Here is a 14,469-nt window from a genome sequence, read left to right on the forward strand (position 1 = left end):
TTACATTCCTAATTTTAGAAGGCTGATAAATCGAGCCGTTATTTGAATGTCGCCATGCTAAGTTTTGTGGCTGGAAAAGGGCAAAAAACAAAAGCTAACAGAGTCTAATGAAAGCTTAATTTTATATTTAGGTCTTTGTTTTATCTGGAGTAATTTCAGCGTCGATATTCGTGCAGTATTCTTCGATTAGCGCCTTCCAACGCATCACAATTTCTTTCTCTTTAATGCTGACACGCAGTTTTGTCCAAGGTTGTAAGCAGGTCTCTTTTGATTCTGGTTGTGACAAGCGACTGAATAATTCTTCAGAAGGCATGACGCGCAGCAGAGCCACCAAAGACTCCATGTAATTGAGGCGGAATTGGTCGAGCTTATTCTGCTTGTAAGCGATATGAGAAACGAAGGTGTACACCAAGGCGTTTTGAATTCGTGAGTCGCCAGCTGGCGTCGTCAGTAACGTTTTGGCTTTATCGAGATTACCTAACTTGTAGTGCAAGATACCAAGCCACAAACTCAGTTCGTCAGGGAGAACATCAAATTCCGATTGAGCCTGAGTGAGGTATTCCTCTAGCTCGGTTTTATCTTGTTCGTACAACGCAAGATGACGAGCGATGGTGATAGCAGTGAACTCGTCCATGTGATCAATTGGTGAGTTGGAAAACTGCTCGTCGAGCAACATCTTTTCGTGTGTGTCTGTAAAGTGCCAAGTGCTTTTTGAAGGTTCGGGCAGATTGAAGTACTGAGCAATGTCGCTGTGCAAACGGAATAAGTCTGATTGTAGGTGGTCGATACGCAGGACGTACTGATTTCGAAACGCTAACTTTCCTGTCGCTGGGTAAATCAGGTTCATCTGCGCTTTTATCATGCCCTCTGTCGGACTGTCTTTGAGTTCGATATTGAGCTGATAATCACTGGTCTGCATGTTGCGTGCACCGGGGAAATAAGGTGTCTCGTTGATTGGATCGAGAAAGTAGCTTGGAGCATCTTGGTTGGCAATATCTGTATAAGGGTATTCGACTTGCTGTTGGAGCAAGATGGCTTTCACCACGGTACGATACTCACGTGCAGCAGTGCCTATCGCATCGACACGATTTAGGAGAAGCTCGACTTTCGGGATCAGCAGTTGGTTACGCGTCTGCTGAGTGGAAATGCCTTGTTGTTGCCAGAGAGTCACACCCAGTCCAATACTGGTCAGCGCGAATAATGCACATAAGCCATAAACAACCCCAAGTTTGCGTGAAGATGGCGATTTACCCTCATTGGCGAGTTTGGCTTTGCGCTTGCTCGACTTTGCTGGTGGCAATAGTTGAACGTTCGCTGGATTGAGGAAGTAGCCTTTACGTGGATAGGTCACCAATAGCTTAGCGGCATCGTGCTCTGGTAAGTGCTCTTGTAGCAAGGCTCGAAGTGTACTGATTCGATTGGTAAGTACGTTCTTTGAGATAAACTTACTTTGCCAAATAGTCTCTATGATGGTTTCTGCAGACTGCGGGTGGCCAACACTGGTGAGCAGCAGTTCTAATAACTCGATGCTACGTGGCTCAAGATCGATAACGACCGCTTGCTTGTGAAGCGTTTGAGTCTCTGGGTTATAGATCAGCTCGCCAATAACAATCTGACTGTTGGTTTGTTTGGCTTGTTGTAGGAAGTCGCGCATACCATCATGAGTGATTAGGAAATGGCGAGATATTATATAGGCATTGGAGCGCAAAATCTTATAAATTGCGCTCCAATTATTATAGAAAGGTTATGAACCGTAGCTCACAGAATAGCGGTGTGGTTTGTGGTTCATAGCAAGCACTAGGTTCAGTGCGAATGCGCCAAGAATCGACAAGCCGATAACCCACGGAGTGACGAAGAAGAAAGAGGCAAATAAGATACAAGCGTCAATTGCCATCTGAGATTTGCCTACCGAGATACCAAACTTGTCCTGAATGAATAAGCACAATACGTTGAAACCACCCAAACTTGAGCGGTGGCGGAATAGGATCAGCATGCCCAAGCCCATCAATAGCCCACCAGCTACGGCGCAGTAAATCTCATTAATCGATTCGAGCGAAATCAGTAAATACAGATTATCAGCAAAGATAGAAACCAAAGCGCCAGAAATTGCACTATTAATCGCAAAATGACGGCCAAAGCGTTTCCATGCTAGCAAGTAAAAAGGACAGTTGGCTAAAAAGTAAAGCACACCAAACGTAAAAGGTGTAAATTGGCTAATAAGCAGAGCCAATCCAGTTGTGCCTCCGGTTAAGAGGTTAGCGGATTGGAGAAAGAAAACCCCTTGAGCTACCAAAAAGGTACCTGTAAGAATTGCCATCCAGTCTTCTTTTCTTGAGTGTTTTTCCATCTAATATGCAGTCGTTGATGATAAATCGGGCATGCATAGTAGTAAAAAGATGATCTTTTCGGTAGCTAGAGGGTAAAATTTACGGTAAACCTATGTAATTGTTGTTTTACAGGGTGTAAAGCACAAATTTGACAGTCAGTGGTTCATGGTCAAACGATTGCGATATCGTCATGATAATTCTTACTTGTCATCATGAAAAAACTGCATGAGAAAAATTACAAATTTCTCTTTATGACCTAGATCAAATTATGTAAAATGCGCGCCATTAGCTCGACGTAAACGTTTGCGTTAGGTCGTTATTCAGTTTTTTTGCAACTTTCAGTACCAATCTGAGTCAGGAGATACAGATGCTTAAGCGTGATATGAACATCGCAGATTACGATGCGGAACTGTTCGCAGCTATCCAGGAAGAGACTCTTCGCCAGGAAGAACACATTGAACTTATCGCTTCTGAAAACTACACAAGTCCACGTGTAATGGAAGCACAAGGTTCTCAGCTAACGAACAAATACGCTGAAGGCTACCCAGGCAAGCGTTACTACGGCGGTTGTGAGTACGTAGACAAAGCTGAAGCACTAGCAATCGATCGTGCATGCCAACTGTTCGGCTGTGAGTACGCGAACGTACAGCCTCACTCAGGTTCTCAAGCAAACAGCGCAGTTTACATGGCGCTTCTAAACCCAGGCGACACAGTTCTAGGTATGAGCTTAGCACACGGTGGTCACCTAACTCACGGTTCACCAGTTAACTTCTCAGGTAAGCACTACAACGTTATCCCTTACGGTATCGATGAAGCTGGTCAAATCAACTACGATGAGATGGAGCAACTAGCCCTTGAGCACAAGCCTAAGATGATCATCGGTGGTTTCTCTGCTTACTCACAAATTGTTGATTGGAAACGCATGCGTGAAATCGCAGACAAAGTTGACGCTTACCTATTCGTAGACATGGCGCACGTTGCTGGTCTAATCGCAGCAGGTGAATACCCAACGCCAGTACCACACGCTCACGTAGTTACAACGACTACGCATAAGACACTTGCAGGCCCACGTGGTGGTCTAATCCTGTCTAATGCGGGCGAAGACATGTACAAAAAGCTGAACTCAGCAGTATTCCCTGGTGGTCAAGGTGGCCCTCTAATGCACGTTATCGCTGGTAAAGCAGTAGCGTTCAAAGAGGCAATGGAACCTGAGTTCAAAGCTTACCAAGCTCGCGTAGTGAAAAACGCAAAAGCAATGGTTGGCCAATTCCAAGAGCGTGGTTACAAGATCGTATCTAACGGTACAGAGAACCACCTATTCCTAGTTGACCTAATCGACAAGGACATTACAGGTAAAGATGCAGATGCAGCACTAGGTGCAGCAAACATCACAGTAAACAAGAACTCTGTACCAAACGATCCACGCAGCCCATTCGTAACGTCTGGTATCCGTGTCGGTACACCAGCAATTACTCGTCGTGGCTTCACTGAAGATGACGCGAAAGAGCTAGCAAACTGGATGTGTGACGTTCTAGATAACATCGGCAACGAGGAAGTTATCGAAGCGACGAAACAGAAAGTTCTAGAGATCTGTAAGCGTCTACCAGTTTACGCGTAACTTTCTTCATAGAGTGCGCCGATTTCGTTGGCGAACATACTCATTTGCTAGAAGCAAACTCCGTGTGTTCTCCTAGAACTCGACCCATCTATTTCGAAAGTTCACCCAATTTAAAGGTCCTCATTTGAGGGCCTTTTGTTTTTCTAGCGTATGGAAGTATCAGCTCAGAGTACGTTGAAAGCAGATTCCTGATATCGCCTAGGCTCTTCGGAATGACGCGCTTTGGGTTTTGAGAGCCAGGTTGTTATGTGGAGGCTCGGGAGTATTTGAGTGGAAAACGAAAGAGATTATTAGATTCTGAATATACTTAGGATTTACTCAAGAGCCCAACTGCGTCATTCCCTACAAGCGAGGAACTAGCGGGATAGGGAATCTCTAATTGTCACTATTACTTAGAGAGCGCGTTGAAAGCAGATTCCTGATATCGCCTAGGCTCTTCGGAATGACGCGCTATTAGTTTAAGGATATAGGTTCGTTATCCGAATGGCAGTGGTTTAGATTCAGCAGAAACAAAAAAGGTTGGCCCTGAGCCAACCTTTCTTTTCAAAACAAGCGAGTGCTTATTTAATCTCGATACCTTGAGCCTGCATATCGGCATGGTAAGAAGAGCGAACGAATGGACCACACGCCGCGTGGGTGAAGCCAAGTTCTAGTGCGATCTCTTTTAACTCGTCAAACTCTGAAGGTGGAACGTAACGCTCTACTGGCAAGTGGTGACGGCTTGGCGCTAGGTACTGACCAAGAGTCAGCATAGTTACGCCATGTGCACGAAGGTCTTTCAGTACTTCGACGATCTCTTCTTTCGTTTCACCAAGACCCATCATCAGGCCTGATTTAGTCGGTACATTTGGGTGCTGCTCTTTGAATTTTTGTAGCAGTTGTAACGACCATTTGTAGTTCGCACCTGGGCGAGCTTTACGGTACAGACGAGGTGCCGTTTCTAGGTTGTGGTTGAAGACATCTGGCGGGTTGTCTTTCATTAGATCAAGCGCAACGTCCATGCGGCCACGGAAGTCAGGAACCAGAGTTTCAATCTTGATGTGTGGGTTCAGTTCACGGATTTCACGGTTACAGTTGGCAAAGTGCTCTGCACCACCATCACGTAAGTCATCGCGGTCAACGGAAGTGATTACAACATACTTCAGCTTCATGTCTGCGATGGTTTTCGCTAGTTTCTTTGGCTCTTCAGCTTCAACAGGAAGCGGACGACCATGGGCAACGTCACAGAAAGGACAACGGCGTGTACAGATCGCGCCTAGGATCATGAAAGTGGCCGTTCCGTGGTTAAAACATTCCGCTAGGTTAGGGCAAGACGCCTCTTCACATACAGAATGAAGGTCATTCTTGCGCATCGCTGATTTGATGTCTTGAATACGTTGGCTGTCGGCTGGTAGCTTGATCTTCATCCAATCAGGCTTACGTAGCACTTCTTTCTGCTCTGTAGGCATGTTCTTTACTGGAATCAATGCCATCTTATCGGCGTCGCGGTATTTAACGCCTTTTTCCATCTGGATTGGTTTGCTCATGCTTTGTTACCTTGAGAAGGTGCTTCTGTGCTGAAATCTACTTGCTCATAATCAAGCAAAGTAACGAGTTCTTGTATTAGTTGTTTTTCCAAGGCTTCGATGTCTTCTGGCCCGCCTACTTGGCTTACCTGAACCATCTCCATTCCTTCATGGCCGCATGGGTTTATACGTAAAAACGGACCTAAGTCCATATTCACATTTAACGCCAGACCATGGAATGAGCATCCTTTACGAATGCGAAGTCCGAGAGAACATATTTTTTTACCGTCGACATAAACGCCAGGAGCGTCAGGTCGCGCAGCTGAATCGATATTGTATGCCTTAAGAGTGTTAATAACGAGGTTCTCAATGTGCGTAACGAGATCTCGCACTCCTAATTTTTTGCGACGTAGATTGATCAAGAAGTAAGCAACCAATTGACCCGGCCCATGGTAAGTCACCTGACCGCCACGATCACTTTGTACAACAGGAATATCTCCAGTGTTAATCAGGTGCTCGGCTTTACCTGCTTGACCTTGTGTAAATACTGGATTGTGCTCTACCAACCAAACTTCATCAGGTGTGTCGTCTGTGCGTTGATCAGTAAACTCATGCATTGCCTTCCATACAGGCTCATAATCTTGGCGTCCAAGTCGTTTTACAACAAGTTGGTGTTGCATGGAAATTCCTGTCGCTAATAAATAAAGTTTTTGGATTATAAACCGGATAACCCTAATGCTCTACAGCTGAGTAACAGATTTTTAACTGATACATGGGGTGGTTTAGATTATCTGTATGATAAATAAAAAGAAAGCAGCCGAGGCTGCTTTCAAAAAAAATTTAATCTATCAAAAAATTATAGAACCATGCGCACAATTTCGATTTCACCTAGCTCTTTATATAGAGTTTCAACCTGTTCGATAGAGGTTGCAGTGATATTGATAGACACCGAGTGGTAGTTACCCTTAGCGCTTGGTTTTACTGTTGGGCTGTAGTCACCAGGAGCATGGCGCTGGATCACTTCAAGAACAAGTTCTGGAAGCTCAGGCTTTGCGTGACCCATTACCTTGTAAGTAAATGAACAAGGGAACTCAAGCAGGTCTTTCAATTTTGCATCAGAGTTGATGGTTAGCATATCGGTAACTCCAGTTGGTATTCGTTGCGGTGCGAAATAGTACAGTCAAATTAGGGTTAACTCAAGATCATACCCAAGCGTGTTGGGGTCCTTTGAGTATAGATAACAAAGCCGCCCTAGTTGGCGGCTTTGTAGATTCGTTTATTGGTCAGAAGCGACGGTTAGAAGAAGCTCTTAAACAACAACACGATGTAGTCCCACATGCGGCTAAATAGGCTGCCTTGGTCTACTGTTTCCAGTGCCATTAGTGGGTACTCAGCAATATCTTCACCATCAATTTGATAGTATAGCTTACCAACTACATCCCCTTTATTAATTGGGGCTTCTAGCTCTTTTTCAAGTACGAAGCTTGCTTTTAGGTTCTTTGCTTGACCGCGAGGTAGGGTAACATAAGTATCTTCATCTACACCGAGAGCGACGGTATCTTTGCTGCCCATCCATACTTTCTCTTCTACGAAGGTTTCACCCGCTTTATGTGGTGCCACTGTTTCGAAGAAGCGGAAACCATAGCTCAGTAGCTTTTTGCTTTCCGATTTACGCGCGTTTGCGTCTTTAGTACCCATCACTACAGCAACTAAACGCATTTGCCCTTCAGTTGCTGAACTTACTAGGCTGTAACCTGCGTTGCTGGTGTGACCGGTTTTGATACCGTCAACGTTCATGCTCTTGTCCCACAGCAGACCGTTACGGTTGTACTGTGTGATACCGTTGTAAGTAAACTTCTTATCCGAGTAAATACGGTATTCATCTGGCACATCACGAATCAGTGCTTTACCAAGTAATGCCATATCGTAAGGTGTAGAGTATAGGTTAGGGTTGTCTAAACCATGAACGTTTGCAAAGTGCGTGTTTGTCATCCCTAGCGTGTCAGCCCATGCATTCATCAAATCAACGAATGCATCTTCTGAGCCTGCGATATGTTCAGCCATCGCAACACAAGCATCGTTACCTGATTGGATGATGATGCCGCGGTTTAGGTCATGTACCTTAACGGTTGTACCCACTTCGATGAACATTTTTGAAGAATCAGGGAAGTTCTTCGCCCATGCATTTTTGCTGATGGTTACATCATCGTCTTCTGAAATATTACCACGCGCGAGTTCTTGACCAATTACGTAGCTGGTCATCATTTTCGTTAGACTTGCAGGAGATAACTTAGTGTTCATCTCTTTTTCTGCCAGTACTTTACCTGAATGGTAATCCATCAATACGTAGCCTTTCGCTGCGATTTGTGGCGCGTCTGGAACAACAATTGGTGATGCAAGTGCTGATTGAGCAAAGGTTGCAGAAAGAGCAACCGAAGAAACGAGAATAGATTTCACAAACTTATTTTTATTCATGGTAATTCAAATTTTTTGGTTAACTGTCGTCATCTTAACAGAATCCCCAGTTATATAAGAGAGGCTCTGCATAGAAATTCATGAATCGGGTCATTTAACAGTTGTGTGTTTTTTAATAAATGCTGATGGATAGCCGAGCAACTTAACTTTCTCTAACATACTTTGTGTCAGAGCATAATCAGTAAATGGCCCCACAAAGAGTCGATGTAAATCGTCTGTACTTTCTAGGAAAATTTCAGTATCCAGCTTTTGACTTATATCTGAGCCTAAAGTTCGCGTGCGATCTGCATATTTAGATGAAGCGACTTGAATGACGTACTTTGGGTGCGCAGCGAGTGCTTTCTCATCCGTAGGTTTTTCAAAACTGAGAACTTCGATTTCAACATTGGCTGTGCCAGTTTTTACGACATCTAACTTGAAAGCGGCTGCATAACTCAAGTCGATAATTCGTCCTTCGTGAAATGGTCCTCGGTCATTGACTCGAACAATCGTTGATTTGCCATTGTCTGTATTTGTTACTTTTACAAAACTTGGCAATGGCAACGTTTTATGAGCCGCTGTCATCGAATACATGTCGTAGATCTCACCGTTTGAAGTGAGATGTCCTTGGAACTTTTCACCGTACCAAGATGCTTTGCCTTTTTCTTTAAACCCTTTTGCATCACGGATGATCTTGTAGTCTTGTCCGCGTAAGGTGTAATTACTATTACCCCCTAAACTGTACGGTTCATATTTAGGGTGTGCATCTTCAATATGTTCGACAGACAAAGGTTTTTCAGGAGCGACATCTGATTCTAGTTCGTATCGGCCCTCTTGTGCTTTTTGGCTTGAGCAGCCTGCCAAAATCAAAGCAGAGAAAACTAAGCTGTATAAAGAACGGTTTTGCATGTCTAGGTAGCCTTAGAGAATGCTTTTCTGTGTGTATGAATTGACATTAAAATGCCAAAACCAGCCATCAAGGTCACCATTGAGGTGCCGCCATAACTGATCAACGGTAAAGGTACGCCTACCACAGGTAGGATGCCACTAACCATGCCAATATTTACAAAAATATACACGAAGAAGCTGAGTACAATGCTGCCTGCCATCATTCGACCAAACGCAGTTTGTGCTTGGCTAGCGAGGTAAAGACCACGACCAATGATAAATAGATAGATGGCTAATAGGCAAAGGAAGCCAATCATACCCCATTCTTCTGCAATTACTGCAAAGATAAAGTCAGTGTGTCGCTCGGGAAGAAACTCAAGTTGTGATTGGGTGCCTTGTAACCAGCCTTTGCCTGAAATACCACCAGAGCCAATGGCGATTTTACTTTGGATGATATGGTAGCCTGCACCAAGAGGGTCTGATTCGGGGTTAAACAAAGTACGGACACGTACTTTTTGGTATTCACGCATCAGGAAGAACCACAAAATAGGAATGAAGCCTCCTAACGCTATGGCGGCACCTGTGATGATTTTCCAACTGATACCAGCGAGGAAGATTACAAAGATACCTGAAGCTGCGATCAGGATGGAAGTACCTAAGTCGGGTTGTTTAGCAATGAGAATGGTGGGAATAAACACCATGACAAGCGCAACAATTAGCGTGGTCAATGTTGGTGGGAGTGGTTTTCGGCCAATATAGCGCGCAACCATCAATGGCACGGCAAGCTTCAGCAATTCTGAAGGCTGAAAACGAACAAACCCTAGGTTAAGCCAGCGCTGAGCACCTTTTGAAGCCTCACCAAAAAAGAGCACTCCAAGAAGTAGTATGACACCACCGACAAACATTAGTGGAGCGAGACTTTCATAAGTTCTGGGTGATATTTGGGCCAACACGAGCATGACAGCCAGCGATAACACCATGCGCATTGCTTGGCGATCCATCATTGCAAAGCTCTGGCCACTAGCACTGTACATAATGACCAGACCAAACCCCATTAATGCCAGAATGCCTAGCAGTAACGGTAAGTCGATGTGAAAACGCTCAAATAAAGCTCGATTCTTACCTGTAGAAGGATCCATTTTCATTAGTGCGATACCTTTTTCTTCGCTGCGTCATCATCTGTAGCAGCTACGTTGTCGTCCAAAACGACTCTGTCGAAGATCTTTCTCACCACCGGTGCACCATTACTTGAGCCACCGCCGGCGTTTTCTAGTACAACAGTTACCACCACTTTCGGATCGTCAAATGGCGCAAACCCCGTAAATAGAGCGTGGTCTCGTAAGTGTTCTGCAATTTCGTCCGCGTTGTACTCTTCATTTTCGCCAAGACCAAATACTTGTGCAGTACCTGATTTACCGGCTGTTTGGTAAGTCATGTTGTAGAACGAGCGGCGAGCTGTACCTTTGGTACCATGGTTAACCAAGCGCATACCTTCTTTGGCCATATTCCAGTATTTATCTGGCACGTTTTGGATAGGAGGGTAGGTCACATACTCAGATGTTTTTTGCTGTTCAAAATCACCACCATTGTCGATGGTTGCTTTGAGTAAGTGCGGTGCGGTTACAGCGCCTTCATTGACGAGAACCGAAGTTGCTTTGGCTATCTGCATTGGCGTTGCTGTCCAATACCCTTGGCCGATACCAACAGGAATTGTATCGCCTTTGTACCAAGGAGTCTTATGGCGAGCCATCTTCCAATCACGTGTTGGCATGTTGGCTTTACTTTCTTCGTAAATGTCGATGCCTGTGTAATCACCAAAGCCAAACATCATCATCCAGTTAGAGATACGGTCAATGCCCATGTCGTAGGCGATTTGATAGAAGAAAGTATCTACAGATTCTTCAATTGACTTGATGATGTCAACGCGACCATGGCCCCAGCGCAGCCAGTCACGGAAAGGGCGAGTATCTGAGTTTGGAATACGCCAATAACCTGGGTCATTACGAGTTGTTTTAGGTGTGACGACACCTTCTTCCAGAGCTGCCACTGCCATGAATGGTTTAATGGTCGAGGCAGGAGGATAAATGCCGAGCGTAGTTCGGTTCACCAAAGGACGATTCTTATCGTTCAGTAGAGCTCGGTAAGCTTTGCCTGAGATACCATGTACAAATGCATTTGGGTCGTAACTTGGGCTCGATACCATTGCAAGTACGCCGTTATCACGAGGATCAAGCACTACTGCACTACCACGTCGAGCATCCAACAACTGGTGTACGTACAACTGAAGGTTGATATCGAGGTTCAAGACGATATCTCTACCTGGAATTGGAGGGATATACTTTAGTGTACGGATGACGCGACCACGGCTGTTGACTTCTACCTCTTGGTAGCCTGCCGTGCCGTGCAGTAGGTCTTCGTAATATTTTTCGATACCTAACTTGCCGATATCGCGGGTTGCTTGGTAGTTGGCGTCTTTCTCTTCACGAACTAAGCGTTGCATATCGCGGTCATTAATTCGTGATACGTAACCAATGACGTGGGTCAGAACTTCGCCATATGGATAGTAACGTTTCAAGGTCGCACTGATCTCAACACCAGGGAAGCGGTATTGATTGACAGAAAATACGGCTACTTGCTTTTCATTTAATTGGGTCAAAAGTGGTACAGACTTGAAGCGACGTGTACGCTTACGCTCACGTTGAAAGCGTTCTATTTGTTCTGGGGTAATTTCCAGAATGGTTTGTAACCCTTGGATTGTCTCGTCAATGTTTTTAATCTTTTCTGGGGTTAACTCCAGGTTATAAACGGGACGGTTTTCAGCAAGTAGCACTCCGTTGCGGTCGTAGATAAGGCCGCGGTTAGGTGCGATAGGTACCACTTTAATGCGGTTATCGTTGGAACGGGTTTGATAGTCTTGAAATTGGTTGACCTGAATGTTGTACATATTAGCAACTAACAGGCCCATCAAGACAACAATACCAAGAAATGCAAAAACAGCACGACTGGCGAACAGGCGTGCTTCTGCTTGGTAATCTCGAATTTGACTGCGGCGTCTACGAATCATTAACGCTTATCTCTACTGCTAAGTCGCTATTATTCGCGGTGGTAAGGGTGGTTAGCTGTAATGCTCCACGCTCGATATAAGCTCTCAGCCATTACGATACGAACCAGTGGGTGTGGTAATGTCAGTGCCGAAAGTGACCAGCTTTGATCAGCGGCAGCTTTACATGCTGGTGCTAGACCCTCTGGGCCACCGATTAGAATCGACACATCGCGGCCATCAAGTTTCCACGCTTCTAGCTGTTCTGCTAGTTGTGGGGTATCCCATTTTTTACCCGGAATATCGAGCGTGACGATGCGGCTACCTTTTGGTACTGCAGCCAACATTGCTTCGCCTTCTTTTTGTAGAATGCGTGCGATATCTGCGTTTTTACCGCGTTTGCCTGCGGGGATTTCAACCAACTCGAGTGGCATATCATGTGGGAAGCGACGGCGGTATTCCTGAAAACCTTCTTCGACCCATTTGGGCATTTTTGTGCCAACGGCAATTAGTTGAATTTTCAAAAGATTAACCCCAGAGTTTTTCTAGTTGGTACAGCTCACGGTGTTCTTCTTGCATCACGTGAAGCATGGCGTCGCCCATGTCTAGGACAACCCATTCTCCTTCATTTTCGCCTTCCATACCTAGTGGCTCTAGACCCGCTTTCTTCACTTCAGATGCGACGTGATCAGCGATAGATGAAACGTGACGCTTAGACGTACCAGTACAAATGATCATGTAATCTGTCACGCTTGATTTGCCTTCTACATCTAGAATAACAATCTGTTCCGCTTTCATGTCGTCGGCTTTATCGGCTAAAAAGTCTTTAAGTTCTTCGCGAAGCACTCGGTTTTCCTCGGTATTTTCGTTTCTATCTGTGGGTGTTTTAACTTAACTGGGCTAAAACTGGTTGCGCACTATATCACGCTTTGAAAGCTAAATTGCCAGCTTAATATCAGGCGAGCAGGTTTCTAGGCTCAATTGATGGATAGTTGGCCACACAGATTCATCATATTGGGTTTTGGCTTTTATCTCGGCGTGTGCCAATAGAGATAAAAGCGCGCAAATTCGGGAGGCTGACAGACGAGTCAGCGCAGCATTGTAAAATGGGCGTTTGTTTTGCCACACTCGATGTTTTTCAAACACCTGAATCATACCCATTTGGGTAAGATCTCGGTGCATGTTGAGTAGTTGGTTGAACTCTTTCTGTACACTACGGATCAGAATAACGGCTTCTATACCTTCTGCTTCCAGCTGACGCAGGATGCGTTGTGCACGGTTGGCTTTACCTGCAAGTAGGGCATCAATCCAGTGGAACGTCGTAAAGTGGTTGTGGCGACTAAGTGATTCTTCGAGTCGCACAACCGTCAGTTCGCCATCTGGATAGAGCAAAGCGAGTTTCTCTAAACTTTGCGATAGTGCGAACAAATTACCCTCGTGCCACTGGGCCAACATTTGCAGAGATTGCTTATCCGCTTTTAATCCCAAGGTTCGGCAGCGTGCTTGCACAAACATCGGCAAGCGTTGTAAATCGGGTGTTAGGCAGCTGACCCAGTCACCTTTTGCACTAAGTGCTTTGAACCATTTCGCGTTCTCTTGTGCTTTGGTCAGTTTGCTACCGACGATTACCAGCATGATGTCTTCATGTAGCATGTCACACAAAGTTTGCAGCTCTTTGCTAACCGTTGTGGTCACGCCACTCTCTGGCAGCTCAAGCTCAATCAACTGACGGCTTGAGAATAGGCTTAGCGCTTGGCAACAGTCGTACACTTGATTCCAATCTAAGCTGGTATCAACTGAAAAACGATGCCTTTCTTCGAAGCCTTGTTGGCGAGCCATTTCCTGAATCGCTTGGCGGCTTTCCTGAATCAACAGCGGTTCATTACCAAAAATTAGGTAAACTTGCTTGATATGCTTAGCTAGGTGCTCGGCCAGTTTATCGGCAAAAATCCGCATAAGTTATGACTTATTTACTTCTGGCTTGAGTACGATTTCATCTGAGTTATATTCAGCCTTGATACGACCTAACTGGCGCATCATTTGTGATGCTGCTTGTTGGCGCATTTCATCTTCAATTACGTCACGCTCTACTGATTTTGCCAGTGCGGTTAGCGGGTTATCGAGGTAGTTACGGTTAACGGTTGTTGTGAAGGTTTTTGCACCGACTTCAGGAATTGTCACACGATAAACAACGTTATAAGTAAGTTCTTTTTCTGCCGCGCGGCTGTTTTGATACAGAGAAAGTGTACGCTCTCCTATGCTTTCTGAAATAAGAGTTAGGTTGGGGATTTTAGAAGATGGCATTACTAGGTTTACTTTATTGAGCTCTAGTTGAGCGTACACGTATCGTGTCAGAGGACTGTATTTGTCGTAACTTGTAAATGACATGGTGTGCAGTTCTTCTGGAACGGAATACTCGCCACGAAGGTGAAAACCACAGGCAGAAAGAAGCCCCGCTAATACCAATACCACTGGTAGTTTAATCAAAGAGAAAAAGCGCATTGATTGTATTCATCCTAAATTGAAGGGGTTATTTACCTTAAACCACTCGGCGTGAATGGTTTGAGGTAAATAAACAGGGTAGCGAACTACCCTGTTTAATGACTCCTAGCATGCGAATTGGTTCGCGTTGCTTTG

14 protein-coding genes are annotated in these 14,469 nt (G+C 45.0%); 1 reads left to right on the forward strand and 13 read right to left on the reverse strand.

What is annotated here, in order from left to right; genetic code table 11:
- Positions 1–127: 127 nt before the first annotated feature.
- Positions 128–1,654 carry a winged helix-turn-helix domain-containing protein gene (locus tag J4N37_RS03275; RefSeq protein ID WP_252041675.1) on the reverse strand — a complete coding sequence of 509 codons (1,527 nt, stop codon included), beginning with the start codon at positions 1,652–1,654 and terminating at the stop codon, positions 128–130.
- Between the two features lie 90 nt (positions 1,655–1,744).
- The gene (locus J4N37_RS03280; RefSeq protein ID WP_005530699.1) at positions 1,745–2,347 is read right to left on the reverse strand and encodes a YitT family protein; all 603 of its coding nucleotides are present in this window, start codon (positions 2,345–2,347) and stop codon (positions 1,745–1,747) included.
- A 347-nt stretch (positions 2,348–2,694) separates the two neighbouring features.
- On the opposite strand from J4N37_RS03280, the gene glyA reads away from it, so the two are divergent.
- On the forward strand, positions 2,695–3,945 hold the full coding sequence (gene glyA, locus J4N37_RS03285; protein ID WP_038886041.1) for a serine hydroxymethyltransferase: 1,251 nt from the start codon (positions 2,695–2,697) through the stop codon (positions 3,943–3,945).
- A 560-nt stretch (positions 3,946–4,505) separates the two neighbouring features.
- On the opposite strand, the gene lipA is transcribed toward glyA, so the two are convergent.
- The 11 genes from lipA to J4N37_RS03340 form a co-directional block, all read right to left on the reverse strand.
- Positions 4,506–5,471, reverse strand: coding sequence for a lipoyl synthase (gene lipA / locus J4N37_RS03290; protein ID WP_010446422.1), 966 nt, complete (start codon positions 5,469–5,471; stop codon positions 4,506–4,508).
- Positions 5,468–6,130, reverse strand: a complete 663-nt coding sequence (gene lipB / locus J4N37_RS03295; RefSeq protein ID WP_252041676.1) for a lipoyl(octanoyl) transferase LipB — start codon at positions 6,128–6,130, stop codon at positions 5,468–5,470. The genes lipA and lipB overlap by 4 nt, the downstream gene beginning before the upstream one ends.
- Positions 6,131–6,306: 176 nt before the next feature.
- The gene (gene ybeD / locus J4N37_RS03300; RefSeq protein WP_010446426.1) at positions 6,307–6,585 is read right to left on the reverse strand and encodes a DUF493 family protein YbeD; all 279 of its coding nucleotides are present in this window, start codon (positions 6,583–6,585) and stop codon (positions 6,307–6,309) included.
- A gap of 161 nt (positions 6,586–6,746) precedes the next feature.
- Complete coding sequence (locus J4N37_RS03305) at positions 6,747–7,925, reverse strand: serine hydrolase (protein ID WP_010446428.1); 1,179 nt, start codon at positions 7,923–7,925, stop codon at positions 6,747–6,749.
- Between the two features lie 90 nt (positions 7,926–8,015).
- Positions 8,016–8,813 carry a septal ring lytic transglycosylase RlpA family protein gene (locus J4N37_RS03310; RefSeq protein ID WP_010446430.1) on the reverse strand — a complete coding sequence of 266 codons (798 nt, stop codon included), beginning with the start codon at positions 8,811–8,813 and terminating at the stop codon, positions 8,016–8,018.
- A 2-nt stretch (positions 8,814–8,815) separates the two neighbouring features.
- Positions 8,816–9,937 (reverse strand): rod shape-determining protein RodA, encoded by a 1,122-nt coding sequence (rodA, locus tag J4N37_RS03315; protein WP_038886046.1) that lies wholly within the window; start codon positions 9,935–9,937, stop codon positions 8,816–8,818.
- On the reverse strand, positions 9,937–11,856 hold the full coding sequence (gene mrdA / locus J4N37_RS03320; protein WP_071235980.1) for a penicillin-binding protein 2: 1,920 nt from the start codon (positions 11,854–11,856) through the stop codon (positions 9,937–9,939). The genes rodA and mrdA overlap by 1 nt, the downstream gene beginning before the upstream one ends.
- 29 nt (positions 11,857–11,885) lie before the next feature.
- Positions 11,886–12,356 (reverse strand): 23S rRNA (pseudouridine(1915)-N(3))-methyltransferase RlmH, encoded by a 471-nt coding sequence (gene rlmH, locus J4N37_RS03325; RefSeq protein WP_010446437.1) that lies wholly within the window; start codon positions 12,354–12,356, stop codon positions 11,886–11,888.
- A gap of 4 nt (positions 12,357–12,360) precedes the next feature.
- Positions 12,361–12,678, reverse strand: a complete 318-nt coding sequence (gene rsfS / locus J4N37_RS03330) for a ribosome silencing factor (RefSeq protein ID WP_029560931.1) — start codon at positions 12,676–12,678, stop codon at positions 12,361–12,363.
- A 90-nt stretch (positions 12,679–12,768) separates the two neighbouring features.
- Positions 12,769–13,788, reverse strand: coding sequence for a DNA polymerase III subunit delta (gene holA / locus J4N37_RS03335; RefSeq protein ID WP_252041677.1), 1,020 nt, complete (start codon positions 13,786–13,788; stop codon positions 12,769–12,771).
- 3 nt (positions 13,789–13,791) lie between these two features.
- Positions 13,792–14,334: an LPS-assembly lipoprotein LptE gene (locus J4N37_RS03340; protein WP_010446442.1), complete on the reverse strand. Its 543-nt coding sequence runs from the start codon at positions 14,332–14,334 to the stop codon at positions 13,792–13,794.
- Between the last annotated feature and the right edge of the window lie 135 nt (positions 14,335–14,469).

This window comes from Vibrio sp. SCSIO 43153 (assembly GCF_023716625.1).
In the GTDB taxonomy this organism is placed as follows: domain Bacteria; phylum Pseudomonadota; class Gammaproteobacteria; order Enterobacterales; family Vibrionaceae; genus Vibrio; species Vibrio rotiferianus.